Here is a 26,482-nt window from a genome sequence, read left to right on the forward strand (position 1 = left end):
GCGGCCCGGACCAGGAGGTCTGACCCATGCCCCACACCAATGCCCTGTACGGTCCGCTGGATCCGGCGCCGGACGCCGGCTACGAGAACCCGCCGCCCCGGATGGGGTTCTTCACCGACACCAGCGTCTGCATCGGCTGCAAGGCGTGCGAGGTGGCCTGCAAGGAGTGGAACGGCGTCCCGGAGAGTGGGCTCGACCTGCTCGGCATGTCCTACGACAACACCGGCGCGTTGACCGCGAACTCGTGGCGGCACGTCGCGTTCGTGGAGCAGCCCCGCTCGGCCGGCTGGGCGACCCCGGCGTTCGCGGGGGACCCGGACGGCCCGGCGATCAGCCCGGTCACGGCGGCGGTCGGCGCGCGGACCAGCACCGACACCGGAACGGACCCCGGCCTGGACACCGGCTCGCCCGCCGCGGCGGCCCGCATGTCGGGTGGCCCGGAGTTCCTGGGTATGCCGGGGGCGCAGCCGCCGGGGCGTGGGACGGGCGAGGAGGGGCGGACGGATTTTCGCTGGTTGATGATGTCGGACGTGTGTAAGCACTGCACGCATGCGGCGTGTCTGGATGTCTGTCCGACGGGTTCGTTGTTCCGGACGGAGTTCGGCACGGTGGTGGTGCAGGAGGACATCTGCAATGGCTGTGGTTACTGCATCTCCGCCTGCCCGTACGGGGTGATCGACCAGCGTAAGGACGATGGTCGGGCGTGGAAGTGCACGCTGTGTTATGACCGGTTGGGTGCGGGTATGACGCCGGCGTGTGCGCAGGCGTGTCCGACGGAGTCGATCCAGTACGGGCCGCTGGACGAGTTGCGGGAGCGGGCGGCCGCGCGGGTCGAGACGCTGCACGAGCGCGGTGTGCCGGAGGCGCGCCTGTACGGGCACGACCCCAACGACGGGGTGGGTGGTGACGGGGCGTTCTTCCTGTTGCTGGACGAGCCGGAGGTGTACGGGCTGCCACCGGACCCGATCGTGACCACCCGCGACCTGCCGAAGATGTGGAAACGCGCCGGTCTGGCGGCGGTGACGATGGCCCTCGCCACGGCGGTCGCGTTCCTGGGCAGGCGGCGATGACCGACGAGACGCCGTCGAACGAGCCGGTCGGCGCCCGGTTCCGCGAGTTCCAGGCCGGCCTCGATCAGCCCGACGGACAGCGCCACCGGAAGCCCCGCCGAAAAGGTGGCGACGGTGAGCAGCTCACGGTGCCGCCAGCCGAGTTCGCGTCCTACTACGGCCGGCCCGTGCTGAAGCCGCCGGTGTGGAAGTACGACATCGCCGGCTACCTGTTCACCGGCGGCCTCGCCGCCGGAGGCGCGCTGATCGGCGCGGGCGCCCAACTGACCGGACGACCCGGGCTGCGCACGGTGGGCCGTTGGACAGCCCTCGGTGGTGTCGCCGCCAGCACGTACCTGTTGGTCCACGACCTCGGCCGGCCGTCCCGGTTCCACCACATGCTCCGCGTGGCCAAGGTGACCTCACCGATGTCGGTCGGCACCTGGATCCTCGCGGCGTTCGGGCCACTGGCCGGCGTGGCCGCGGTCGCCGAACTCGCGCCGCTGCTCCCGCAGCACGGTGTGCTCGGCCTCGCCCGTCGAATCGCACCGCCCATCGGCACCGTCGCCGGTCTGGCCGCCGCGGCCACCGCGCCGGCGCTGGCGACGTACACCGGGGTGCTGCTCGCCGACACGGCCGTGCCGTCCTGGCACGACGCCTACCCGTCGCTGCCGTTCGTCTTCGCCGGCAGCGCGCTCGCCGCCGCGTCCGGGGTCGGACTGATCGCGGCACCGGCCGCGGAGACCGCCCCACTGCGACGACTCGTCCTGGCCGCCGCAGCCATCGAGCTGGGCGGGGGGCACCGGCTGGAACGGCAGGGCCTGACCAGCGAGCCCTACACGCAGGGACGCAGCGGCCGGTTGGTGAAGGCGGGACGCGCCCTGCTGGCCGTGGGCACCGCCACCGCGCTGGTCAGCCGACGCAGCCGGGTCCTGTCGGTGCTCTCCGGCGCAGCGCTGGTGGCATCATCGGTTGCCACCCGGTTCGGCGTCTTCGAGGCGGGACGGGTGTCGGCACGCGATCCGAAGTACACGGTCGTGCCACAACGGGAGCGGCTCGCCGAGAGCCGGTCGACCACCCCGGTCTGAGCGGATCGGAATGAACGGGAGGCGCCCCGGTGATGGGGGCGCCTCCCGTTTCGACACAGGAGCGTCAGCCGGTGAACAGCTTCGCGGCGGTGATGGCGGTCTGAACGATGCCGTACCCGAGCAGCACCGCGATCAGCAGCCAGGACAACCAGAGCCGTCCGGTCTGGTTGCCGACGCGCGGCGGCGCGGGCGGCCGGCTGTCCCGCCCGAGGGCGACCGGGTCGGTGACGGTCGCCTTCGCCACGGGCGAGGTCGGCCCTCGGTTGGGTTCGTGGAACCGCTCGGGCACGGAACGGACCAGCAGGTTCGCGATGAAGCCGATGGCGAGGATGCCGACCATGGTGAACAGCGCCGGCCGGTACGCAGACGCGGTGAGGGTGCCCGGCTTGCCCTGCGTGTCGAGGATCCCGTTGACGATCAGCGGGCCGGCGACACCCGCGGCCGACCAGGCGGTCAGGATCCGGCCGTGGATGGCCCCGACCTGGAACGTGCCGAACAGGTCCCGCAGGTAGGCGGGCATGGTGGCGAAGCCACCGCCGTAGAAGGAGATGATCGCGGCGGCGATCAGCACGAAGACCGCGGTCGCGGAGTGGCCGGCCACGGCGAGCAGCACGTACAGCACCATGCCGACGCCGAGGTAGACCATGTAGATGGGCTTGCGGCCGATGAGGTCGGACGTCGTGGACCAGACGAACCGCCCCGCCATGTTGAACAGCGACAGCACTCCGACGAAACCGGCCGCCGCCGACACCGAGATCGTGGTGGCGGTGCCGTTGTCCCGGAAGAAGTCCTGGATCATCGGGCTGGCCTGCTCCAGGATGCCGATGCCCGCGGTGACGTTGCAGAACAGCACGATCCACAGCAACCAGAACGACCGGGTACGCACGGCGTTCGACGCGGACACGCTCGCCGTCGTCACCAGAGGTCGGGCGGCGACGGTCGCGGGGTCGAACCCGGCGGGCCGCCAGTCCGGCGCGGGAACCCGGACGTTGAACGGGCCGAACATCATGATCACGAAGTAGCCGATGCCGAACGTGACGAAGAGCGCCACGAGGGCATGGCCCGACGCGACGGCGGCCGGATTGTTGGGGTTGTAGCCGGAGTCGTAGAGGGAGAGCAGTTGGCGCGCGAGCGGGCCGGCGACCAGGGCGCCGCCGCCGAACCCCATGATGGCCAGCCCGGTGGCGAGGCCGGGGCGGTCCGGGAACCACTTGATCAGCGTGGAGACGGGCGAGATGTAGCCGATGCCGAGCCCGATGCCGCCGATGACGCCGTACCCGAGGTAGAGCAGCCACAGTTGCTGGGTCGCGATGCCGAGCGCGCCGACCAGGAACCCGACGGCCCAGAAACAGGCGGAGACGAACATCGCGCGGCGCGGTCCGTTCCGCTCCACCCAACGGCCACCCACCGCCGCGGACGAACCCAGCATGACGATGGCGATACTGAAGATCGCCCCGATCGCCGTCTGGCTGGTGTCGAAGTGCGCGATGAGGGAGTTCTTGTAGACACTCGTCGCGTAGACCTGGCCGATGCACACGTGCACGGCCAGTGCCGCGGTCGGGATGAGCCAGCGGCTGTATCCCGGGGGAGCGACCGTGTGCCGGGGATCGAATACCGACAGCATGGGCATCGTCCACACCTCCTGCGGCTGCGTGGGCCGCGACGTTGCCGAGCTGTCCGACGCGGCAGTTGGCCGAGCGGCGCCGCCGCAGTGGCGGCCCGGCGCACGTCTGGCGTCAGCCGATGACCGGCTCTACCTCACGTTACGTGTCAGTCGGTTCGCACCATGTCGTTACCGAAAAACGCGGCGACACGTGGCACAGGGACGGGGGCGGGCCCACCGGCCCGCCCCCGTCCTGCTGTCGTACCGCTCAGTGGATCGCGGCCTTGGCGGCCGCCTCCTCCTGGGCGCGTCGCTCGTCCCCGCTGAGGGTGTGCAGCGGCTTCTCCCTGATGAACAGCACGACGATAAACGCGAGCAGCGCGAAGGGCGCGCCGACCAGGAAGAGGTCGGCGGTGGCGATGCCGTACACGTCCTGCACGATGCGCAGCACCGGCTCGGGCAGGGTGGAGAGGTCGGGCACCTCGGCGGAGCCACCGCCGGCGGTCGCCGCCGGGCCGAGCCGCTCGGTCGTCAGCGAGGTCACCCGACTTGCCAGGACCGCGCCGAGGGCGCTGACGCCGATCGCGCCGCCCATGCTGCGGAAGAACGTCAGCACGGAGGTGGTGGCACCGAGCTCGTGGGCCGGCACGTCGTTCTGCGCGGCGAGCACGAGGTTCTGCATCAGCATACCGACGCCGACGCCCAGCACGGCCATGTAGATCGACAGCACGACGACGCTGGTGGTGGCGTCGATGGTGCCCAGCAGCAGCATCCCGACGGTCATCACCGCGGCGCCGGCCACCAGGTACGCCTTCCAGCGGCCGTACTTCGTGATGAGCTGACCGGCCACCGTCGAGGAGACGAGCAGACCGAAGATCATCGGAAGGCTCATCAGGCCGGCGACGGTGGGCGACTTGCCCAGCGAGATCTGGAAGTACTGGGACAGGAAGACGGTGCCGCCGAACATCGCGACACCGACCAGCACGCTGGCGATCGTGGCCAGGGAGACCGTGCGGTTTCGGAAGATGCCCAGCGGGACGATCGGCTCCGCCGCCCGCGACTCGACGACCACGGCCAGCGCCAGCAAAACCAGACCGCCGACGACCATCAGGGCCGTCCAGTTGGAGGCCCAGTCGAACTTGTTGCCGGCCAGCGACGACCAGATCAGCAGCGTGGAGACGCCCGAGGTGATGAGCAGGGCGCCCAGCCAGTCGATCTTTGCCTTGCGGCGGACGACCGGCAGGTGCAGGGTGCGCTGGAGCAGGGCGATGGAGATGATGCTGAACGGAACGCCGATCAGGAAGCACCACCGCCAGCCCAGCCACGACGTGTCGACGAGCAGGCCGCCGATCAGCGGACCGGCGATGGTGCCCACACCGAAGACCGCGCCGAAGATGCCGGCGTAGCGGCCCAGCTCACGTGGCGGGATCATCGCCGCCATGACGATGGTGGCAAGCGCCGTCATGCCGCCGGCGCCGATGCCCTGGACGACACGGCTGAGCAGCAGGACCTCGACGTTCGGCGTGAAGCCCGCGATGAGTGAACCCACCACGAACAGGCCGAGTGACAACTGGATCAGCAGCTTCTTGCTGTACAGGTCGGCCATCTTGCCCCACAGCGGCACCGTCGCCGTCATGGCGAGCAGTTCGCTGGTGACGATCCACGTGTAGACGGTCTGGCTGCCGTTCAGATCCGCGATGATCCGCGGCAGCGCGTTGGCCACCACCGTGGAGGCGAGGATGGACACGAACATGCCGACCATCAGGCCGGAAAGGGCCTGGAGAACCTCCCGACGCGACATGCGCGTGCCGACGTCGGCGGTGTCGGCGGGCGGGACGGTGGTGGTCATTGACGCTCCCTTGTCGGGTTTCTGGCGAAGTGGCTGGCCCCGGAGCTGGTGCGGCGGGGCGGGGACTGGCGGTCAGGAGGGGGACGGGGGATCCGGCAGGCCGGCGGCGATCGCGGTGAACGCCTCGTCGACGAAGTCGTGCAGGGGCCGGGCGTCGTCGTCGGCGGCCCAGCGCAGCATCGCGGTGCGGAAGGCGGCACCGGCAACGGCGGTGACCAGCGGCGGGTGGCCGTGGTCGAGGCCGACGCCGAGCCGGCTGGCGATGACCGCGACCATGGCCTGCTCGGTCGCGCTGTTGCCGGCCACCAGACGGGGCAGCAGCGCGGGGTTCTGGGCGATGACCGCCAGTCGCAGCCGCCACAACTCCCGGTCGGCCTGGATCGTGTCGATCGCCTCGCCCAGGGCGACCCGGACGGCCTGCAACGCCGACACCTGTGCGGGGGCGGCCGCCAGACGTGCCACGACCGGGTTCCCGTCGAGCGCCGGATCGTCGGTGAGCGCCTCGTCCTTGCAGGTGAAGTAGTTGAAGAAGGTCCGCGAGGACACGTCGGCGGCCTCGCTGATCTCCTCCACCGTCACGTGTTCCAGGCCGCGTTCGGCGACCAGCCGCAGCGCGGCGGCGGTCAGTGCGGCCCGCGTCTGCGCCTTCTTGCGGTCGCGTCGCCCGGTGCCAGCGTGGTCGGTGTCGGTCACGCGGGCGAGACTAGGAGCGAACTTGCACACGCTGCAAGTTTTTAGACTGTGAAGTGATCTTCCTGACCCGGTGACGCTAGGCGGCGACCGACGGATCCGGTCGGTCGGTGCGGGGCACGGCGCCCGTGGTCTCCAGGATGAGCGCGGCGACCAGGTCCGGGTCGTCGCTCATCGGCACGTGGCCACAACGGGGGAGCGTCACCACCCGTGCCGCCGGCAGGCCCGCCCGGGCGCGCTCGGCCTGGTGGACGCCGAAGATCCGGTCGCAGTCCCCCCACCCGATGGTCACCGGCACCGTCGCCTCGGTCAGCCGAAGGCAGTCGAAGCGATAGTCGCGGGCGGCGCGGGCCACCGCGTTGAAGCCGAGGCCCCGTCGCAGGGCGAGGGCGTCGCCCAGCGCGCGCTCGACATCCAGCAGCGTCGGGCGGGCCATCAGCGGCGCGAAGCACAACGTCCGCAGGTACGCCGAGCGCAGCGCGACCCGCATGATCGGGGTGGGCAGGTACGAGTTGGCCCGCAGCATCCGCAGGATGGCCAGTGCCCGGCGGCGCTCCGCCGGGGTGAAGAAGCCGGCGGGGGAGAAGGCGGTGGCCGAGGCGACCGCCCCGGTGGCGGCGAGCTCCAGGCCGATCGCCCCACCGAGGCTGTAGCCGGCGACGTGCGGGCGCTCCAGCCCCCACTCGGTCAGGACCGGCAGGACCCCGGCCACGGTGGCGGCCATGTCGGCGGGCATGCCGGTGCCGGGCACCGGGGAGTTCCCGAATCCGGGCAGGTCGAGCGCGATCACCTCGTGGTGGGCGGTGAGCCGGTCGAACACCGGCTCCCACGCCTGATGGCGGTGACCGATGCCGTGGATGAGCACGAGGGGCTCTCCGCTGCCCGCACGTCGGAAGTGAACGCTCATGGCCGCCCTTCCACCGAGGTCCTGCCGAAGGAACGCCCGAGCTGGCGTACCTCGTCCTCCATCTGGCCGACCATGGTCTGGCCGCCGAAGCGGGTGATCAGCGCGTCCGAGAGGCCGCTGAGCACCACCGGACGCAGCGCCTGCACCACGGCGAGCGCCCGTGGCACGTACACCTTGCGCCTGCGGCGCTCGATGCCGCGCAGCAGGGCCTCGACGCACTGCTCGACGGGCACGACGGTGGACAGCGGCCACGGCAACCGGCGCAGCGTGGTGCGGAAGGACGCCAGGTCGTCACGGATGTCGCGGACCAGGTCGGTGTCGATCCAGATCGGGTGCGCCGTGCCGACGGTGACGCCCCGCGGGCGGGTCTCCAGGCGCAGCACGTTGGCGAACTGCTCCACACCTGCCTTGGACGCGCAGTAGGCGGCCATCCCGGGCATCGCCGTGAAGGCGGCCGCCGACGAGATGATCAGGACGTGGCCACGGGCGGCGGTGACGTGGGGCAGCGCCGCGCTGACCGTGCGGATCGCGCCGCAGAGGTTCACCTCGACGGTACGGACCAGCGCGTCGACCGGTCCGACGGCGACGGTGCCGAGGTTCGCGATGCCCGCGTTGGCCACGACGACGTCGATGCCACCGAAGCGGTCCACCGTGGAGGCCACCGCGGCGTCCAACGCCGCCTGGTCGGTGACGTCACACTCGTACCAGTGCGCGTCGAGCTCGGCGCTGAGCTGCCTGAGCAGGTCGCCTTCCAGCCCGACGAGGGCGACCCGGGCCCCGCGGGCGACAGCCTCGCGGGCCAGCTGCGCCCCGATGCCGCGCGCCGCGCCGGTGATGAGCAGAGTCCTGCCCTCCAGGTCATACCGCATCAACGTGCTCCCGCTCCGGTTCGTTGGGGGTGCTGCCGGTCGAGGCGATCTGGTAGTCCGCCGGGCGGAACCGGCGCAGCCGCATCCGGAAGCTGGTGGCGAAGCCCGGCCAGATGGTCGTGTTGCGGCCGGTGGCGTCGAGATACCAGCTCGAACAGCCGGTCTGCCAGACCGTGCCGGCCATCTTCTGGTCGACCCGCTCGGTCCAGCGTCGTTGCGCCCGCGCGGTGGGCTCGATGGCCTGGATGCCGGTGGCCCGCATGTGACGCAGGGCCGCGAGCACCAGGTGCAGCTGCGCCTCGATCATCAGCACCACGGAGGTGTGCCCGAGCCCGGTGTTGGGGCCGAGCAGGAAGAACAGGTTGGGGAAGCCGGCGATCGTCGTGCCCTGGTACGCGTGCATGCTGGGCGTCCACGCCTCTGCCAGGCTGCGCCCGCCCCGGCCGTAGATGCGCCGGACGACGGGGGAGTCGGTGACGTGGAAGCCGGTCCCGAGGATGATCGTGTCCGCCCGGTGGTGGACGTCGTCGTCGGTGACGAGGCCGTCCGGCACGATCCGGGCGATGCCGGCGGTGACCACGTCGACGTTGGGTCGGGTGAGCGACGGCCAGTAGTCGTTGGAGATCAGCACCCGCTTGCAGCCCATCGCGTAGCGGGGGGTGAGCTTGTCGCGCAGCTGCGGGTCGGGGACCTGATGCCGCAGCGTACGCAGGGACAGCCGCGAGGCGAGGCGGTTGACCGCCGGGTGCAGGAAGCCCAGAGCCATGCTCTCGCGTACCAGATAGAGCCCTGCCCGGACGGCCCGTTGCGCGCCGGGCACGGCGCGGAACGCGGCCTGCTCGACGCCGCTAATGCGGCGCGACCGCCTCGGCATGATCCATGCGGGGGAGCGCTGGAAGAGCGTCAGTTGCCCGACCGTCGGCTGGATCTGTGGCACGAACTGGACGGCCGAGGCGCCGGTGCCGACCACCGCGACGCGCCGGCCGGTCAGGTCGTGGTCGTGCCGCCAACGGGCGGAGTGGAACACCGTGCCGGCGAACGCGTCGATCCCGGGCAGGTCGGGGATGGCCGGGTCGCTGAGCGGGCCGGCGGCACAGATCAGGACCCGGGCGCTGTGGTCGCCGCCGGAGGTGCGCAGCAGCCAGCGTTGGCGCTGCTCGTCCCACCTCGCCTCGCGCACCTCGTGGCGCAGGCGCAACCTCGGGCGGAGCCCGAAGCGGTCCACGCAGCCGCGCAGGTAGTCCCAGATCTCGGGCTGGCTGGAGAACGTGTTCGACCAGCGGGGGTTGGGGGCGAAGGAGAACGAGTAGAGGTGCGACGGGACGTCGCAGGCGCAGCCCGGGTAGGTGTTGTCGCGCCAGGTGCCGCCGACGTCCGCACCCCGGTCGAAGACGAGGAAGTCGGTGAAGCCGGCCCGCTGGAGGCGGATGGCGGCGCCCAGGCCACCGAAGCCGGCGCCGATGATGGCAACGTCTGTCTCCATTCACTCCTCCGTGAGCTGGGGCGCGGGTGTCGGGTCGGCCACGGGCGGCCAGGGTGGGTCGCCCACGCCGGTGATCCGTACGCCGCCCCACGGGTCGACCTCGGCCAGTCGGGCGGCCCGGACGCGGTCGGCGATGCGCACCTCGACGTCGCGCCGGCCGGAGCGCAGCAGGTGGACGATCCGTGGCTCGGGCTCGATCCGGCCGCCCCAGTGGAAGCGGCCGTCGACCGGCTCCCAGCGCCCGCTGAGGTGCACGTGGACCGAGGTGCCCTCGACCCCTGCCGGGCCGTGGTAGCTCACGGCACGATCCGCTCGTGGGCTCGGGTGAGCTCGTGTGGCAGGTCAGCGCTGGCGCGCACCCCCTCGATGCCGCTCCACAGCAGAGCGGTGAGGTAGTCGGTGAGGGCGGCCCGGCTGATCGGCTGGCCGTGCGTGGTCCACCAGTCGCCGACCGCCTGCACGAAGCCCACCAGGCCGTACGCCCAGGGCTCGGCGGGGCCGGCGTCCAGGCCCAGCGTGCGGAGCCGGTCGCCGATCACCCGGGCGAGCCCGGCGGCCACCTGCCGGCTGGTGCCGGCGATCACCTGGTGGATGCCGGGGTCGCCGGACTGGTGCATCAGGAACCGGTAGAGCCTCGGCTCCGACTCGATCACGCCCAGGTAGGCGTCGATCGTCGCCTCGACCAGGCCGCGTTCCTCACGGACCTGCGCGACGGCGGGCGCGATGGTGTCGACCATCCGGGCCGCCACCACCTCGCTGACCGCGACCCAGAGCTGCGACTTGTCGGCGAAGTAGCGGTACAGAACCGGTTTGCTGACCCCCGCGGCGGCGGCCACCTGTTCCATGTCGACCTCCGGCCCGTGCCGCAGCAGCGCCTGCACGGCGGCCCCGACCAGCTCCTGCCGCCGTTGCTCACGATGGCCCGCCCAGCGGTCCCGGCGGCCGTTTCCCTTCGCCTTCGGACCGCCGTCGGGGGGCGGGGCCGACGGGTCGGACGCATTGACATCGGTGAGCGGCGATTGCATGCTACTACTCGTAACAGTTACCAGTCGTCACGTCAATGTGGAGGAGCCATGGAGGCCGCACCGACGGAAACCGGGCGTGCGGCGGTCGCCGAGCGACTACTCACGTCCTCGCTGCGGACCAGCTACGACCCCACCGTCGAGATCGACTGGGCCGCCCCGCACACCCCCGGCGCCTACTGGCTCCCGCCGCAGCGCAGCAGCCTCTACGGCACGCCACTGTGGGAGCAGCTCAGCGAGGAGCAGCGCGTCGAGCTCACCAAACACGAGGTGGCCAGCGCGGCCAGCGCCGGGCTGTGGTTCGAGACGATCCTCATGCAGATGCTGATCCGGGAGTACTACCGCGCGGACCCGACCAGTCGGCAGGCCCAGTACGCGCTGACCGAGGTCGCCGACGAGTGCCGGCACTCCATCATGTTCGGCCGGCTGATCGAGGCGATGGGTTGTCCGGTCTACCGGGCGAGCACCGTGGACCACCACCTCGGGCGCTTCCTCAAGGCCACCGCCAGCGGCCCCCGGATGTACGCCGCGATCCTCATCGCGGAGGAGATCCTCGACGCGTTCCAGCGCGAGATCATGGCCGACGAGTCGCTCCAGCCGCTCATCCGGATGGTCTCCCGCATCCACGTGGTGGAGGAGGCGCGACACGTCCGGTTCGCCCGCGAGGAACTGGCCGCCGCGGTCGCCGCCACCGGCCCGGTGGGTATGGCGTACGCCCGGCTGCTGGTCGGTCGCGCCGCCTCCACGATCGCCAACCGCCTGGTCCATCCCGACGTGTACGCGGCGGTGGGCATTCCGCCGGCGGTCGGTCGTGCCGCTGCCCGCGCCAACCCGCACTGGCGTGCCACCCTGCGCTGGTCGGCGGCCCGCGTGCACGCCAATCTGGCCGGGGTTGGCCTGGTGGCGGGGCCGGGGCGTCTGCTGTGGGCCCGGGCCGGGCTGATCTGACCCCCCGATGAGACGCGTGAGGGCTGAGACGCGTGGGGGCCGAGCCGTGTCCGGCCAGCCCCCACGCTCTGCGCCCACTAGCTGCGGGCGAAGCCACCCTTCGGCGCGATGATCTCGAGGTTCGTGCCGTCGGGGTCGTTGAAGTACGCGACCTCGGTGCCGACCGCAGCCGGCGGGTTCACCTCGCCGGACGCGAAGGTGTACGGCTGCCCGAGGAACTCGAACCCGGCCTCGCTCATCCGGTCGAAGACCGAGCGCACGTCGTCCACGTGGAAGCACAGGTGCATCGAGCCGGGGCGGTTGGCCGCCACCTGGGCCGCGTCACCGACCGGCTCCTGGAACTGGATCAGGTCGATCCCGAGGTTGTCGAGGTTGAACGTGGCGTACCGCAGCTTCGTCGTCGGCAGCCCCTGCGACTGTGCGAAGCCGGCGCCGTGCATGTTCTCGTCCCGTACGACCGGTTCCTCGCCGAGCAGGGCCTGGTAGAACGCGACCGAGCGGTCCAGGTCACTCACCGCGATCCCGACGTGTGCGGCCGACTTGAGGCCGATGGACACGTTTGAGGGGTTCGGGAATGGCACTTTGACTCTCCTAACCAGCGTTCGTCGTCGCCTGTTCTGTTGCTGATCTTCACGTCGTACCCCCCGTGAGACCGGTTCATGCGACGTGGCGTCAGGCTCGTTCGACCCGCGCCTGCTGGTGGTCGGTCAGCCGGAGCCCCACGCCTCGAACGACGTCGATGGTGGCCCCGGTGCCGAGGTCGTGCAGCTTGCGGCGCAGCCGCTTCACCAGTGACTGCACGTCCGCCTTGCGTTCGCGCCCCTCGTCACCCCAGACCGAGCGGTGCAACTCCGCGTAGCTCCAGACCCGGGCCGGCTCGGTGATCAGGCAGGTCAACAGGTCGTGTTCCAGCCGGGTGAGATCGATTTCGCGGTCACCGCAACGGGCGCTGGACCGGGACGAGTCGATCACCAGGGCGGCGGCCGGCGCCGGCTCGGACGCGGCGGCGGCCATCTGCTGCGGTGCGGCGATCAGCCGGCGGAGCTCGTCGAGGTCGGCCACCAGCAGCAGTGGGGCGATGCCGTCGAGGCGCTCCGCGAGCCGGATGCGCTCGGCCGGCGACGGGGTCACCGCGATCAGCAGCGGGAACGGCTCGTCGGCCGGATCACCCCTGTCCATCGTCGCCTCGTCGTCCTCGGCCACAGCACCGCCCGGGATCGATGGGCATCCCTGCCCAGCTCTCGTCATGGTCCTGACAATGATTGGCAAGCGCGCCGCCAGCAGGGCAACTCTTAGCGACAAGTTGCTCACGGCAAGTTCTTGATCGTCCTTTCTTCTCGATCATAGTGTCCAGTCGGGCAACCGGCGTGACCCGCGCGGTGCATGGGGGAGGTCACCATGGCCCATTTTCACCCTGGGTCGTTCTGAGGGAGGCAGCACCGATGTTCAGACGTCCACAATGGCGGCGCACAGCCAGATCACTGGTGAGCGCCGGCGCGGCGACGATCCTCGCCGCGACATGCTTGGCCACGATGGGCTCGGGCGCGCAGGCCGCGCCGGGCGGCGGGATGGAGGCGGGCGCCCCGACCGGCGACAAGATCCGACCGGAGCTCGCCAGGCAGCTCCAGGCCAAGAGTGAAGGGGACTTCTGGATCCGGTTCAAGGACCGGGCGGACCTCAGCAAGGCCAGCGCCATCAAGGACTGGTCGAAGCGTGGCACCGCGGTCGCGGACGCTCTGCGCAAGACCGCCGCGGCGAGCCAGGGCAGGATCCGGGCCGACCTCGACAGCTCGGGCGCGAAGTACCAGACCTTCTGGGCCACCAACGCGATCAAGGTGAGCAGCGGCTCGCTGGCGATGGTGCAGAAGTTCGCCGGCCACTCCGAGGTCGAGGGCCTCTACGCCCCGGTTGCCTACAAGGTGCCCGAGACCACCAAGGGTGCCGACGAGAAGACCGTCAACGCCCTGGAGTGGGGCGTGGCCAACATCAACGCCGACGACGTCTGGTCCCAGTACGGCGTCAAGGGCGAGGGCATCACCGTCGCAAGCATCGACAGCGGGGTCCAGTTCGACCACCCGGCGCTGGTGAACTCCTACCGCGGCAACAACGGCGACGGGACGTTCGACCACAACTACAACTGGTTCGACGCCGCCGGGGCCTGCGCGACCGCGCCCTGTGACGACGACGGCCACGGTACGCACACGATGGGCACCATGGCCGGCTCCGACGGCGCGAACCAGATCGGTGTCGCGCCCGGGGTCACGTGGATCGCGGCGAACGGTTGCTGCCCCAGCGACGCCGCTCTGATCGAATCCGGTCAGTGGATGCTCGAACCGCTGGACCTCAACGGCCAGAACGCGGACGCGAGCAAGCGACCGAACGTCATCAACAACTCGTGGGGCACCCGGGACCCGTCCAACGAGCCCTTCATGGAGGACGTGACGCAGGCCTGGACCGCGTCCGGGATCTTCGGTGTCTGGTCCAACGGCAACAGCGGCCCGGCATGCCAGACCAGCGGCTCGCCGGGCAGCCTCGCCAGCAACTACTCGACCGGCGCGTACGACGTCAACAACAACGTCGCAGGCTTCTCGGCCCGGGGCGCCGGGCAGAACGGCGAGATCAAGCCCAACATCTCGGCCCCCGGCGTGAACGTCCGGTCGAGCATCCCCGGCAACTCCTACGGCAGCATCAGCGGCACCTCGATGGCCGCTCCGCACCTCGCGGGCGCGATCGCGCTGCTGTACTCGGCGGCCCCGTCGCTCATCGGTGACGTCGACGCGACCCGTGCGCTGCTCAACGGCGCCGCTATCGACAAGGCCGACGACCAGTGCGGTGGCACCGCGGCCGACAACAACGTCTACGGCGAAGGCCGGCTCGACGCCCTCGCGCTGCTCAACGCCGCCCCGACCGGTGACATCGGCACCCTGGCCGGCACGGTCACCAACGCGACCACCGGCGCCCCGATCGCCGGCGCGACCCTCACCCTCACCGGCCCGAGCGCCCGTGAGCTGACCACCGGTGCCGACGGCACGTTCTCCACCCAACTGCCCACCGGTGACTACCAGGTCGCCGTGTCGGCCTTCGGTTACGCCAGCACCACGAAGCCGGCGACGATCACCAAGGCCGCGACCACGACGCTCGCCGTCGCGCTGACGCCCGTGCCGAGTGTCAACGTCACCGGCGCGGTCACCGACGGCTCCGGCCACGGCTGGCCCCTGTACGCGAAGGTGACCGTCACGGGCGTGTCCGGCGTCTACGACTACACCACCCCGTCGAACGGCCGTTACAGCATCTCGCTGCCGGCCGGGCAGACGTACACCCTGAAGTACGAGTCGCAGTACCCGGGCTACCAGACCGTCACCAAGGAGGTCGTGGTCGGCTCCGGCAACGTCACCGCCAACGTCGCCGTGCCGGTGGACACCACCACCTGCACCACCGCCCCCGGATACACGTTCGGCTCCGACGGTGAGTACGAGACCTTCGACGGCACGACCACGCCGGCCGGCTGGACCGTCGTGGACAACGCGGGCAGCGGTCAGGTCTGGAAGTTCACCGACGACGGCGACCGGGGCAACCTGACCGGCGGCAGCGGCAACTTCGCGATGATCGACAGCGACGCCTACGGTGCGGGCAGCAGCCAGGACACGTCCCTGGTCAGCCCGGTTGTCGACCTGACCGGTGTCACGGCCCCGGTCGTCCGCTTCAACCAGGACTTCAACCAGCTCAACGACGACACCGCCGACGTCGATCTGAGCATCGACGGTGGCACCACCTGGACCAACCTGCTCCGGCAGGAGACCGACGTCCGGGGACCGAAGGTGACCGAGATCCCGATCCCGCAGGCCGCCGGCCAGGCGCAGGTGCAGGTGCGGTTCCGCTACTACGACGCCACGTACGAGTGGTGGTGGGAGGTCGACAACGTCCTGATCGGCAGCCAGGTCACCTGCGTGCCGGTCGACGGCGGTCTGGTCGTCGGTAACGTCCGCGACAAGAACGACAACAGCTACGTCAACGGCGCGACCGTCACCAGCAAGGACCGGCCCGCCGAGAAGGCCGTCACCGTGGCGACCCCGGACGACCCGGGGCTGGCCGACGGCTTCTACTGGATCTACTCGACGCTGACCGGCACGCACCCGTTCACCGCCACCGCCGGCAACTACGTCAGCCAGACCAAGCAGGTCGACGTCGAGGCCGACTGGGCGACCGTCGCGAACTTCCAGCTCGCGGCCGGACGACTGTCGGTGACGCCGACGCAGGTGAGCGCGACGCTGCAGATGCCCAACGGCAAGGCCAGCAGGACGTTCACGGTGACCAACACCGGCGGCGCGCCGGTGGAGGTGAAGTTCAGCGAGCGGGACAACGGGTTCGAACTCCTCCGCGCGGACGGTTCGACGGTCACCCGGCAGCAGGTGCTCGGGGCCACCGGCGCGCCCGAGCAGCGGCTCAACGCTCCGACGTCGTTCGCGGCCAAGGCGTCCGGCACGTTCGGCAAGGCCGCCGTGGCCGGGGTCGGCCCGAACGCGGCACCGTGGACCGACATCGCCAACTACCCGTCCGTGATCATGGACAACCGGGTCGTGCACCTGGACGGCAAGGTGTACTCGCTCGGTGGTGGCAACGGCAGCGCGTCCACCGCGAAGAACTACGCCTACGACCCGGCCACCCAGGCCTGGACGGCGATCGCCGACCTTCCGGGCGCCCGCAACGCCCTGACCGCGGGTGTCGCCGGCGGGAAGATCATCGCCACCGGTGGGTGGGGCGACGCCGGCCCGGACTCCGCCACCTGGTCGTACGACCCGGGGGCCAACACCTGGACCGAGCTGGCCGACAACCCGGCGCCACGGGCCGCGGCCGGTCAGGCCGTCGTCGACGGCAAGCTGTACGCCGTCGGTGGCTGCACCACCGCGGACTGCCTGCCGATGTCGAACAGCGTCGTCCGGTACGACCCGGCCGCCAACACCTGGGAGACGATGGCCAACTACCCGAAGTCGGTGGCCTTCGCCTCCTGCGGCGGGATCGACGGCATCCTCTACTGCACCGGCGGCAACGACGGTTCCGCCTCGCAGAAGTCCAGCTACGCCTTCGACCCGGGTGCCAACACCTGGACGGCGATCGCCGACGCGCCGGCCGACAACTGGGCCAGCTCGTATGCCGTCGCCAGCGGCAAGCTGCTCGTCGTCGGTGGTTCGCAGGGTGGGGCCATCAGCAACGCCGGCTTCGCCTTCGACCCGGCCGCCGGCTCGTGGTCCAACCTGCCGAACGCCAACACGGCCCGCTACCGCGGCGGTGCGGCGTGCGGCTTCTACAAGGTCGGCGGATCGTCCGGCGCCTTCAACGCGGCGGCCAACAGCGAGGTGCTCCCGGGCTTCGAGGGGTGCGCCGAGTCGGCGGCCGACGTCAGCTGGATGACCATCGACAAGTCGTCGGTCACCCTCGCGCCGGGCGCGAAGGTCACGGTCACCGTCGCGATGACGGCGAACGTCGACCAGCCGGGTACCTACTCCGGCTCGGTCGGGATCTCCGAGAACACCCCGTACTCGGTGGCACCGGTCGCGGTGACCATGACCGCGAACCCCCCGAAGACCTGGGGCAAGCTCATGGGTACGGTCACCGGCACCAGTTGCCAGGGTGCGACCTCGCCGATAACCGGCGCGGTCGTCCAGGTCGACTCGTGGGCGGCGTCGTACACCTTCGCCACCGATGCCGAGGGCAGGTACGCCTACTGGATGGACCGCCGCAACAACCCGCTCACCATGATCGTCGCCAAGGACGGCTGGAAGCCGCAGACCCGTCAGGCGAAGATCGCCACCGCCGCTCCCACCGTGGAGGACTTCGGGTTGACGCCCATCAAGTGCTGACGCCCGCGCGGTAGCGAACAACCTCCGGCCCGCCTGGTCACCGAGCAGGCGGGCCGGACCGTGTCCCGAGGAGTCGTCGCGGTGACCGACACCGCTCGCCGGCCGCCGGCCAGACTGATTTGCCCTCCCGCCGTGGCGTGCGAAGATCCGCCGATGTCCCACAACACACAGCAGCGCCGGCTGGCCGCCCAAAGCGTCTGCGACCGAATCCTGTCCGGCAGCCGGCCCGCGACCATGCGGGAGCGGCTCGCCGACCTGGCCGCGGGAGGCGACCTGGACGGTCAGCCCGACTTCTACGGCGACGGCCCGGTCACCACGCTGGAGGAGCGCGTGGCGGAGCTGTTGGGCACCGAGGCCGCGGTCTTCTTCCCGACCGGCACCATGGCGCAGCAGGTGGCGCTGCGCTACGGCGCCGAGCGCAGCGGGCACCCGACGGTGGCTCTGCACCCGCTCGGCCACCTGGAGGTGCACGAAGGTCATGCCTACGCCAACCTGAGCGGGCTGCGCAGCACCTGGCCGACCACCGCACCTCGAAACCCCACCGCCGCGGAGATCGGCGCGCTCGCCGAACCCGTGAGCACCGTCGTCATCGAACTCCCGCTGCGCGACGCCGGCTTCGTCCTCCCCACCTGGGACGAACTCGCCGCCGCGTCCGCCGCGACGCACGACATCGGTGCCCGCCTCCACCTCGACGGCGCCCGACTGTGGGAATCCACCCCCTACCTCGCGCACACCCTGAGCGAGATCACCGACCTCGCCGACAGCACCTACGTCTCGTTCTACAAGACGATCGGCGGTCTCAGCGGCGCGGCGCTCGCGGGCACCGCGCAGTTCGCCTCCTACGCCCGCCTCTGGCGGCACCGCTACGGCGGTCAGGTGTTCCAGCAGTGGCCGGCCGCGCTGAGCGCGCTCGCCGGTCTCGACCGGGAGCTGCCCCGCATCCCCGAGTACGTGCGACACGCACGGACAGTCGCCGCGGCACTCGCCGTGCTGCCCGGCGCGTTGGTCTTCCCGCAGCCTCCGCACACCCAGAGGTTCCGTCTGTGGCTGCCGCATCCGGCGCAGGCGCTCGACGACGCCGCGCTGGCGCTCGCCGAGGACGAGAAGGTGTGGTTCGCCGCCGGCTGGCAGGACACGGACCTGCCCGGCATGGCGATGACCGAGATCACCGTGGCCGCACCCGGTCTCGACTGGACCACCGAGGACGTCACCGAGATCGGTGAGCGGTTCCTCAGCCGGGTCCGGGACCGCTGATTCGCCGCAGCGAACAGGGCCCGCAGGCCGGCCTAGATCGGGGCCAGCCGGAAGCCGACCCCGCGTACCGAGTGGATCGTCGTCGCGGCGTTGAGTCGCGCGAGCTTGCCGCGCACCCGGCGGACCACCGAGTGCATGTCGGAGTTGCGGCCGAGGTGCCGGTTGCCCCAGACCTCGAGGTGCAGCCGCTCGTAGGTCCAGATCTGCCCGGGCGCGTGCACCAGACAGAGCAGGACGTCGTGCTCCAACCGGGTCAGGTCGATCTCCTGGTCGCGCCACCGCAGCACCCGGCGGTCGGAGTCGACCGCCAGATCCGGTGGCGGCGGCTGCGGGCTCGGCGCCACCTCGGCGAGCACGGCGACGGCCTGCGGGGCCGCGACCGCGGGCGCCTCGATCACCCCGAGGAACTCTCGGGCCTGGTCGACGTTCGAGACGATCAGAAAGGCGTCGCTGCCGCCGAGCAGCCGGGCCAGGTGACGGCGTTCGGCCGGCGAGGACGCGATGCCGATGACCAGGCTGGCGACTGGAGTTTCCTGCATTCCCCAACCCCTTCCGGTTCCCCAACTCACTCCGGATGGATTTCTCGCACCGTCGATGAGACATCGATCGGCGTCCTGACCCTAGTGGTGGCTGATCTCGGCCGGGTAAAACATCGTTGCATACAGGCACGTGGATCCCGCTGCGACGTCCAGGCTCACCCGGCCCCACCGCCGACGATCCGCTTTCCGGCAGCGGCGGGGGTGGTTGTGACAGAACCAAGACAATTCGAGTACGGCGTACGGACGTGCCGGGGCGAGCATGGTCGGCATGTCCATCGGATCGTCGTACCCCGTCGGGCGGTCGACGCCCGGTCCGCAACCGGCGCGACCGCTGCCACACGCCCACGCGGCGGCCCCTCTCGGCCTCCGGCTGCTCGCGGTGGCGCTGTGCTGTGTGCTCGCCCTGACCCTCACCGCCACCGTCTTCGTCCGGACGTACCCCGGCCAGTGGCTGGACGGGGTGCTCCTGCCGAGGGCGGAGCGGGGCGGGGGGTACGAGCAGCAGACCGTCCTGGTGGGTCCGGCCAAGACCGTGCTGGCCACGTTCGGCAGCCCGACACTGCTCGCTGCCCTGCTCGGCGCGATGCTGCTGGTGGGTGTGCTCCGCCGTCGGCTGGTGGCGGGCATCGTCGGCGTGGCAATGGTTCTCTGCGCGGTGGTGGTGGCCGGTGCGGTGAAGTCGGCGCTGCCCCGCCCGGACCTCCAGATCGAGAGTTCGACCACCCACAACAGTTTCCCCAGCGGCCACGTCGCGGCGGCGACGGCACTGCTGCTGGCGTTCATGCTGGTCCTGCCCGGGTGGGCTCGACGGTGGCTCGCGCTGCCGGGCGCGGCAGGTGTCTCGGTGATCGCGGCAGCCACGATGATCACGGGCTGGCACCGGTTCAGTGACGCGCTCGGCGGCGTACTGCTGAGTGTGGCGCTGTTCTGCCTGGCCGCCGCCTTGCTGGCGGGCTGGCGTGGCGACCACGTCAGGGCCGGCGGACCCGACGGTGGCGGTCTGTGGCGCAGGCTGGCCGAGGCGGCGCTCGCGCTGGTCGGGCTGGTCTGGGCGCTGGTGGTCGTCGTGCCCGGCCTGGCCGCGTCGGTGCAGCGCGGGGCGCTCGTCGCCATCGTGGCGGCGGGCGCGGCCACGATGTTCCTGGTGGGTTCGGTGGTGTTCCTGGTGCGTTCGGCCGATTTCGCGGTCCCGCTCTCCGCGCGCCGCACCGGACCACCGCAACCGGTGGCCGAACCTCAAAAGATCTCATGATGGGATACTTGACGACATGTCCCAGGTCCTGCTGATCGAAGACCACCAGACGGTGCGCGACGGGCTTCAGTTGGCGCTCACCCGACAGGGCCACACGGTGCAGGCCGTGGCGACGGGCGAGCAGGGCCTGGAGCGCCTGCGCACCACCCCGGCCGACGTCGTCGTCCTCGATCTCATGCTGCCCGGCATGGACGGGTTCGAGGTCTGCCGCCGGATCCGGCAGCTCGGCGACCTGCCGATCATCATGCTGACCGCCCGCAACGACGACATGGACGTGGTGGCGGGCCTGGAGGCCGGCGCCGACGACTACGTGGTCAAGCCCGTGCAGGCCCGGGTGCTGGAGGCACGCATCCGGGCGGTGCTCCGACGGACCGGTGGCGAGTCGCGGCGTGCCGGTGGCGAGCGGGCCGGCCTGGAACAGCACGGTGCCCTGACCATCGACCGGGCCGCGCTGGTGGTCAGCAGGGACGGGGCACCGGTCAGCCTCGCTCCGACGGAACTGCGCCTGCTGCTGGAACTCTCCCACACCCCGGGCCAGGTGCTCAGCCGCCAGCAACTGCTCGAGGCGGTGTGGGAACACGGCTATCTCGGCGACTCGCGGCTCGTCGACGCCTGCGTCCAGCGGGTACGCGCCAAGATCGAGGCCGACTCGTCGGCGCCGGTCTTCATCCAGACCGTGCGCGGTTTCGGATACCGGTTCGGGCCGCTGTGACACCGTGGCGCTGGGTCGGCGCCCGCGTCTCGGGCCTGCGGGTCCGGCTGCTCCTGGCGTTCGCGTTGCTGGGCGTGACCACGACGGCGGTCGTGGCCAGCGGCAGCTACGTCCAGGCCCGGACCGTCATCCTCCAGCAGGCACAGGACGCCGCCGTGATGTCGCTGACCGACCAGATCACCAAGATCTACCCGATCGCCCAGCTCCCGCCCACCCAGGGCGAGCTGGACCTGCTGGCCCAGCGCCTCTCCGACCGGGAGGGCTTCGCGGTGGTCGTCTACCGGGACATGCGGTCGCGGGGTGGCTCCGAGTTCGCCGACCCGCTCACCCCCGAACTGCGCCAGGAGGTCGGCGACGGCCGGATCGCCTGGCAACGCGTCTCGCTCGACGGGCAGCCGTGGCTGCTCATCGGCACCCAGCTGGAGCTGGAGCGGCCCGACGGCACGTCCCGATCGTCCGGGCTGGAGGTCTACTCGGTGCGCAACCTCGCGCCCGAGCAGCAGAGCATCAACCGCCTCGCCAACCGGGCGTGGATGACCGGCGGCCTGTCCCTGATCCTCGCCGTCCTGCTGGCCCTGCTGTCCGCCCGGGGCGTGCTGCGACCCGTCCGCGACCTCGGCCGGGCGGCGCGCCGCCTCGGCGAGGGCGACCTGAGCACCCGGCTGACGGTTCGGGGCGCTGACGAGCTGGCGGACGTGGCGCGGACGTTCAACGACACCGCGGGCACGCTGGAGCGGCAGGTCGGTGAGCTGCGGCGGATGGAGTCCGACGCCCGCCGCTTCGTGGCCGACGTCTCGCACGAGCTCCGTACGCCGCTGGCCGCGATGACGGCGGTCACCGACGTCCTGGACGAGGAGGCGGACCACCTGCCCGGGGACGCGGGACGGGCCGCCCGGCTGGTCAGCCAGGAGACGCAGAACCTCACCCAACTGGTCAACGACCTCATCGAGGTCAGCCGGTTCGACTCCGGCACCGCGCGGCTCGCCCTGGACGACGTGGACGTGGCCGCGGCGGTGACCGCGACCCTGCGGATCCGGGGCTGGCTGGACCGGGTGCACACCGAGCTGCCACCCGCGGTGGTGGCCCGCCTCGATCCCCGTCGGCTCGACGTCATCGTCGCCAACCTCGTCGGCAACGCCTTCCGCCACGGTGCCGAGCCGGTGTCCGTACGCCTGGATGCCGACCCGGACTGGGTCACCATCGAGGTGGCCGACGAGGGGCCGGGGCTGGACCCGGAGGTGCTGCCGCACGTCTTCGACCGCTTCTACAAGGCCGACACCGCGCGCACCCGCTCCGAGGGCAGCGGCCTCGGCCTCGCCATCGCCTGGGAGAACGCGCGCCTGCACCGCCACGGCGAGCGGCGGGGGAGTCTCGTCGCGGCCAACGGCCCCGGCGGCGGCGCGGTGTTCACGCTTCGCCTGCCCCGGGACACGGCGGACACCGGAGATGCCCGGTGACCGGCCGGCGGACGGGCCGCGCCCTGCTCGCCGGTGGGCTGCTGCTCGCGCTGCTCGCGCCCGGTTGCGGGGTCCGCCCCAGCGACGTCATCAGGGGGCGCCCGGCGGTCAGCGGCCCGGCACAGGGCATGGGGCTCTACCTGCTCGCGCGGGGCGAACTCGTGCTGGTCCTGCGCCCCGCGAAGGCGGATCCGTCGCCCGCCGACGCGCTCGCCCTGCTCGCGGCCGGTCCGGAGGAGAACGAGCGCCGCCAGGGTTTCACCAGTGACGTTCCGGCCGGGCTCGACCCGGTCACGGTGACGTCGGGGGCCGATCCCTCCGGTGGACTCACGGTCCGCACGACCACCGCCGCGCGACCGTTGTCGGCCGACGCGGCCGACCAGATCATCTGCACGGTCGCCGACGCCGCCGCGCAGGTCGGCTTCGCGGAGAACTCCGCACCGGTCACCATCGTCGGGCCCGACGGCGCGCGACCGCCCCGGCGGTGCCCGATCCGGTGAGCGTGGCCGGCCACCGCCTCAGACCAGGTTGGCCGCTCGTGGCCGGGGCAACGCGCTGTGCCGGCTCCGGTCCCGGTCGACCAGCGCACCGGAGATCAGAATGTCGATCAGGGCGGCGAACCCGATGCCGGCCTGCTGCCAGATCTGTGGGAACTGCGACGCGGCGGTGAAACCGGGGAACGTGTTGACCTCGTTCACGATGGGCTCGGGCGACCCCTCGGCGGGCAGGAAGAAGTCGACCCGCAGCAGACCGCGACAGTCGAGGGCCCGGAAGGCGCGGATCGCACGGTCCTGGAGCACCTCGGTGGTGGCCGCGTCGAGCGGGGCGGGGATCTGGAAGACCGCCCCGCCGTCGTACTTCGCGTCGTAGTCGAAGAAGCCGGCACCGGTCACCCGGATCTCCAACGGCGGGCCGGCCTGCACCCGGCCGTCCGGGTGTTCGAGGACCGCCACGTCGATCTCCCGGCCCCGCGCCCCCTGCTCGACGAGCACCTTCGGGTCGACCTGTCGGGCCTGCTCCAGAGCGGCGGGAACACCGGCCCAGTCGTCCACCTTGACCACGCCCAGGCTGGACCCGGCCCGCGCGGGTTTGACGAAGACCGGCAGGTCCAGTCGTCGCTGGTCGTCGGACGACAGCTCCTCGCCCGGCCGCAGGGTCACTCCCGGGCTGACCCGCAGGCCCTCCGCGGCGAGGAGTCGTTTGGTGACACCCTTGTCCATCCCGGCGGCACTGGCGAAGACACCGTTGCCGACGTACGGCACGCCGAGCCACTCCAGCAACGACGCCACGGTGCCGTCCTCGCCGTACGGGCCGTGCAGGGCCGGGAACACCACGTCCTGGGCGCGCAGGACGCGCAGCGCCGCAGGCAGTGGCGTCGGGCGTCCGCCGACGTGCCACCCGCCGTCGCGGTCGATGAGCACCTCGGTGACCTGGTACCGCTTCCGGTCCAGGTGGGCGAGGATGCTGGCCGCCGAGCGGCAGGACACGTCGTGCTCGCCGCTCTGCCCGCCGTACAGCACTGCCAGTCGGATCGTCATGAGGTACGTGCCCTTCCGTGGAGGTGCTCTCGGGCCACCCGGGCCCCGATGCCGGTCAAGATCTCGTGCGGGTTCGTGCCCGCCCAGCGGGCCCACTCGACGACCGTCGGTGGGCGCTGGTCACCCTCGGTGGGACCGAACACCACGACCGGGTCGCCGATCGTCACGGGAAGGTCCCCGACGTCGACCACGCACTGGTCCATGGCGATGCGCCCGACGATCGGGCACCGCCGACCGCCGACCCACACCTCGGCGCGGCCCTCGGCGGCCCGGGGCAGCCCGTCGGCGTAGCCGAGCGGCAGCAGCGCCAGCGTGGTCGGCGCCCCGGTCACGTGCTCGGGCCCGTAGGAGACGCCCGTGCCGGCGGGCACCCGTTTGACGTTGATCACGCTCGTGCGCAGGGTCATCGCGGCGCGCAGGCCGAACTCACCCGGGCCGGTCGCGCCGAACGGGTCGACGCCGTACAACGCGATCCCGATCCGGCAGAGGTCGAAGCGGGTCCGTGGCGCCGACAGCGCGGCCGCCGAGTTGGCCAGGTGGACCAGATCGGGGTCGAGACCCGCCGACCGCGCGATCCGCAGGGCCTCCTCGAAGGTCGCCACCTGCCGGTTCAACTCGGGAGCGCCGGGCAGGTCCGCGTCGGCGAGGTGGGACCACACACCCCGCACCCGGATCCCGCCCTCCCGTTCGTACTTGCGGGCCCAGGCGACCAACTCGGGCCAGTCGTCCCCGGTGGCCCCGTTGCGCGACAGGCCGGTGTCCGCCTTGAGCTGGACCATCGCCGGTACGCCGAGCAGGCGCGCCGCGTCGGCGACGGCGTGCAGGTGCGTCGTCGTCGACACGCCGATGTCGACGCCAGTGTTGGTCAAGGCAGCGAAGTCGTCGTCCGGCCCGTGCAGCCAGCTCAACATGGGCGCGGTCACACCCGCGTCGCGCAGGGCCAGCGCCTCGGTCACCGAGGTCACCCCCAACCAGGTGGCGCCGGTGCCAAGCGCTGCCCGGGCCACCCGCACCGCGCCGTGACCGAACCCGTCGGCCTTCACCACCGCCATCAGGTTCGTGCCGGTGACCGACGTGACGGCCCGCACGTTGCCGGCGATCGCGTCGAGGTCGACCAGCGCCTCGGCCAGGGCGCTCATCCGGCCGCCCCCACCCGGCGCGGACCGGGGAGCGCGAACAGCCAGCCCGCGCGTACCGCCAGGAGCCCGCGGTGGACGGCCAGGCTCAACCCGATCACCAGGCCGGTCAGCAGAATCGGATAACCGAGCACGATCAGGCCCTGAGCGGACCCACCCAGGCCGGAAATCGGTACGAGCAACAGCCGGTGCAGTAGGGCCAGAACCGGCATGTGCACGACGTAGATCGGCAGGGTGATGCGGCCGAGCCTAGCCAGCGGCCTGCTGATCGCCGACCAACGAACCAGTCGGGCGGCGGCGGTCACACCGAAGGTGACCGCCACCACCGAGACCGCGGTCCACACGCCGAACCACTGCTGGGCGCCGGCCGCCGCCATCGCGGCGAGCGCGAGGACGTAGGCGCCGGCGGTCAGCACGAGCCGACGCCGGCTCGCGGTGGCGGCCCACTGTTGGATCTGCGGCCGCAGGGACAGGCCGGCCAGGAAGAAGACCAGGTTCTGGTAGAGACCGCCGCGGTTGCCCGGGGTGTCGAGCAGGCCGGCGGCGGCGACGGCGGAGAGCAGACCTGCGGGTACCAGCACCAACGCCCGGGGCACCCGGCGGGTTGCCTTGGCAATCGTGAAGTACAGCGCCAGGGCGTACAGGTACCAGAGGTTGGACGGCGTGATGGTGAGCTGCTCCAGCAGGCCGAGGGCGGAGGTGGCGCGGTCGGTCGGCAGCTGTGGGGCGGCGGCGAGGATCGCGGTGTGGATCAGCAGCCAGACGGCGTACAGGTAGAGGAACCCGGCGATCCGGCTGCGGGCGACGACCCGCCAGGGCCGCTGGGCGGCGTTCGCCGCGAAGACGCCCGAGATGGTGAAGAACAGCGGCATCCGCAGCGGCAGGAACTGCTCACCCAACGTCCCCCACAGGCCTGGCACGGGTACGCCGACGTGCCAGTCGATCTGTAGGTAGTCCTTGACGACGACGTGCCACAGGACGACGAGAATGATGCAGACGCCCTTCGCGGTGTCGGCCCACTCAGCCCGTTGTGGTCGTCCCACCGCGAGGGTGGTCCTGGTCCGGTGACGGAACCGGACGCGCGTCGCGTCGGGCTCCGTCTCGGTGGGCCTGGACTCGGTGTGGGACAGCTCTTGGATCACTCGTCAGAAGCTGCCAGCCGGATATCCGCACGTGATCCCCGAATTGTCATGAACCGGTAATGGACGTCGGGGACCGGTTCGCCGGG

23 protein-coding genes are annotated in these 26,482 nt (G+C 71.4%); 9 read left to right on the top strand and 14 right to left on the bottom strand.

Annotation, left to right across the window (positions count from 1 at the left end; all coding sequences use genetic code 11):
- Positions 1-26 precede the first annotated feature (26 nt).
- Both LADH09A_RS16035 and nrfD read left to right on the top strand, forming a co-directional pair.
- Positions 27-1,070: a 4Fe-4S dicluster domain-containing protein gene (locus LADH09A_RS16035; RefSeq protein WP_238645993.1), complete on the top strand. Its 1,044-nt coding sequence runs from the start codon at positions 27-29 to the stop codon at positions 1,068-1,070.
- Complete coding sequence (nrfD, locus tag LADH09A_RS16040) at positions 1,067-2,137, top strand: NrfD/PsrC family molybdoenzyme membrane anchor subunit (protein WP_238645995.1); 1,071 nt, start codon at positions 1,067-1,069, stop codon at positions 2,135-2,137. The genes LADH09A_RS16035 and nrfD overlap by 4 nt, the downstream gene beginning before the upstream one ends.
- A gap of 64 nt (positions 2,138-2,201) precedes the next feature.
- On the opposite strand, the gene LADH09A_RS16045 is transcribed toward nrfD, so the two are convergent.
- The 8 genes from LADH09A_RS16045 to LADH09A_RS16080 all read right to left on the bottom strand — a co-directional run bounded on the left by LADH09A_RS16045 (position 2,202) and on the right by LADH09A_RS16080 (position 10,563).
- Positions 2,202-3,761, bottom strand: a complete 1,560-nt coding sequence (locus LADH09A_RS16045; protein ID WP_238646072.1) for an OFA family MFS transporter — start codon at positions 3,759-3,761, stop codon at positions 2,202-2,204.
- Positions 3,762-4,008: 247 nt separating this feature from the next.
- Positions 4,009-5,589: an MDR family MFS transporter gene (locus tag LADH09A_RS16050; protein WP_238645997.1), complete on the bottom strand. Its 1,581-nt coding sequence runs from the start codon at positions 5,587-5,589 to the stop codon at positions 4,009-4,011.
- 72 nt (positions 5,590-5,661) lie between these two features.
- Positions 5,662-6,282 (bottom strand): acyl-CoA-like ligand-binding transcription factor, encoded by a 621-nt coding sequence (locus LADH09A_RS16055; RefSeq protein ID WP_238645999.1) that lies wholly within the window; start codon positions 6,280-6,282, stop codon positions 5,662-5,664.
- Between the two features lie 76 nt (positions 6,283-6,358).
- Positions 6,359-7,186 (bottom strand): alpha/beta fold hydrolase, encoded by an 828-nt coding sequence (locus LADH09A_RS16060; RefSeq protein ID WP_238646001.1) that lies wholly within the window; start codon positions 7,184-7,186, stop codon positions 6,359-6,361.
- Positions 7,183-8,055, bottom strand: a complete 873-nt coding sequence (locus LADH09A_RS16065; RefSeq protein ID WP_238646003.1) for an SDR family oxidoreductase — start codon at positions 8,053-8,055, stop codon at positions 7,183-7,185. Before LADH09A_RS16065 ends, LADH09A_RS16060 begins: the two co-directional genes overlap by 4 nt.
- Positions 8,045-9,538 (bottom strand): flavin-containing monooxygenase, encoded by a 1,494-nt coding sequence (locus LADH09A_RS16070; RefSeq protein ID WP_238646005.1) that lies wholly within the window; start codon positions 9,536-9,538, stop codon positions 8,045-8,047. The genes LADH09A_RS16065 and LADH09A_RS16070 overlap by 11 nt, the downstream gene beginning before the upstream one ends.
- The gene (locus LADH09A_RS16075) at positions 9,539-9,838 is read right to left on the bottom strand and encodes a DUF4873 domain-containing protein (RefSeq protein ID WP_238646006.1); all 300 of its coding nucleotides are present in this window, start codon (positions 9,836-9,838) and stop codon (positions 9,539-9,541) included.
- The gene (locus tag LADH09A_RS16080; protein WP_238646007.1) at positions 9,835-10,563 is read right to left on the bottom strand and encodes a TetR family transcriptional regulator; all 729 of its coding nucleotides are present in this window, start codon (positions 10,561-10,563) and stop codon (positions 9,835-9,837) included. Before LADH09A_RS16080 ends, LADH09A_RS16075 begins: the two co-directional genes overlap by 4 nt.
- 48 nt (positions 10,564-10,611) lie before the next feature.
- Between LADH09A_RS16080 and LADH09A_RS16085 the strand changes: the two genes are divergently transcribed.
- Complete coding sequence (locus LADH09A_RS16085) at positions 10,612-11,508, top strand: AurF N-oxygenase family protein (RefSeq protein ID WP_238646008.1); 897 nt, start codon at positions 10,612-10,614, stop codon at positions 11,506-11,508.
- A 77-nt stretch (positions 11,509-11,585) separates the two neighbouring features.
- Here the strand turns inward: LADH09A_RS16085 and LADH09A_RS16090 are convergent, their stop codons facing one another.
- The gene (locus tag LADH09A_RS16090) at positions 11,586-12,065 is read right to left on the bottom strand and encodes a VOC family protein (protein ID WP_238646009.1); all 480 of its coding nucleotides are present in this window, start codon (positions 12,063-12,065) and stop codon (positions 11,586-11,588) included.
- 115 nt (positions 12,066-12,180) lie between these two features.
- Positions 12,181-12,687: a winged helix-turn-helix domain-containing protein gene (locus LADH09A_RS16095; protein ID WP_238646010.1), complete on the bottom strand. Its 507-nt coding sequence runs from the start codon at positions 12,685-12,687 to the stop codon at positions 12,181-12,183.
- A gap of 353 nt (positions 12,688-13,040) precedes the next feature.
- Here LADH09A_RS16095 and LADH09A_RS16100 point away from each other — a divergent pair, with 353 nt between their 5' ends.
- Entirely contained in the window at positions 13,041-17,366 is a 4,326-nt protein-coding gene (locus LADH09A_RS16100) for a S8 family serine peptidase (protein WP_238646011.1), read from the top strand.
- A gap of 153 nt (positions 17,367-17,519) precedes the next feature.
- Positions 17,520-18,620: a threonine aldolase family protein gene (locus LADH09A_RS16105; RefSeq protein WP_238646013.1), complete on the top strand. Its 1,101-nt coding sequence runs from the start codon at positions 17,520-17,522 to the stop codon at positions 18,618-18,620.
- Between the two features lie 32 nt (positions 18,621-18,652).
- On the opposite strand, the gene LADH09A_RS16110 is transcribed toward LADH09A_RS16105, so the two are convergent.
- Positions 18,653-19,159 (bottom strand): winged helix-turn-helix domain-containing protein, encoded by a 507-nt coding sequence (locus LADH09A_RS16110; RefSeq protein ID WP_238646015.1) that lies wholly within the window; start codon positions 19,157-19,159, stop codon positions 18,653-18,655.
- A 268-nt stretch (positions 19,160-19,427) separates the two neighbouring features.
- On the opposite strand from LADH09A_RS16110, the gene LADH09A_RS16115 reads away from it, so the two are divergent.
- Genes LADH09A_RS16115 through LADH09A_RS16130 form a run of 4 tightly spaced genes read left to right on the top strand, consistent with a single transcriptional unit; the run spans position 19,428 to position 23,080 of the window.
- Positions 19,428-20,411, top strand: coding sequence for a phosphatase PAP2 family protein (locus tag LADH09A_RS16115; protein ID WP_238646016.1), 984 nt, complete (start codon positions 19,428-19,430; stop codon positions 20,409-20,411).
- A 16-nt stretch (positions 20,412-20,427) separates the two neighbouring features.
- The gene (locus tag LADH09A_RS16120) at positions 20,428-21,123 is read left to right on the top strand and encodes a response regulator (RefSeq protein WP_238646017.1); all 696 of its coding nucleotides are present in this window, start codon (positions 20,428-20,430) and stop codon (positions 21,121-21,123) included.
- The gene (locus LADH09A_RS16125) at positions 21,120-22,580 is read left to right on the top strand and encodes an ATP-binding protein (protein WP_238646018.1); all 1,461 of its coding nucleotides are present in this window, start codon (positions 21,120-21,122) and stop codon (positions 22,578-22,580) included. The genes LADH09A_RS16120 and LADH09A_RS16125 overlap by 4 nt, the downstream gene beginning before the upstream one ends.
- Positions 22,577-23,080, top strand: a complete 504-nt coding sequence (locus tag LADH09A_RS16130) for a hypothetical protein (RefSeq protein WP_238646019.1) — start codon at positions 22,577-22,579, stop codon at positions 23,078-23,080. Before LADH09A_RS16125 ends, LADH09A_RS16130 begins: the two co-directional genes overlap by 4 nt.
- Positions 23,081-23,098: 18 nt before the next feature.
- Here LADH09A_RS16130 and LADH09A_RS16135 read toward each other — a convergent pair whose 3' ends face one another.
- The 3 genes from LADH09A_RS16135 to LADH09A_RS16145 are packed head-to-tail and all read right to left on the bottom strand — an operon-like array spanning position 23,099 to position 26,297.
- Positions 23,099-24,118 carry a D-alanine--D-alanine ligase family protein gene (locus LADH09A_RS16135; RefSeq protein WP_238646020.1) on the bottom strand — a complete coding sequence of 340 codons (1,020 nt, stop codon included), beginning with the start codon at positions 24,116-24,118 and terminating at the stop codon, positions 23,099-23,101.
- Positions 24,115-25,257, bottom strand: a complete 1,143-nt coding sequence (alr, locus tag LADH09A_RS16140) for an alanine racemase (protein ID WP_238646022.1) — start codon at positions 25,255-25,257, stop codon at positions 24,115-24,117. The genes LADH09A_RS16135 and alr overlap by 4 nt, the downstream gene beginning before the upstream one ends.
- Positions 25,254-26,297, bottom strand: coding sequence for an acyltransferase family protein (locus LADH09A_RS16145; protein WP_238646023.1), 1,044 nt, complete (start codon positions 26,295-26,297; stop codon positions 25,254-25,256). Before LADH09A_RS16145 ends, alr begins: the two co-directional genes overlap by 4 nt.
- Positions 26,298-26,482: the final 185 nt, after the last annotated feature.

The organism is Micromonospora cabrerizensis, assembly GCF_022230955.1.
Classification (GTDB): Bacteria; Actinomycetota; Actinomycetes; order Mycobacteriales; family Micromonosporaceae; genus Micromonospora; species Micromonospora cabrerizensis.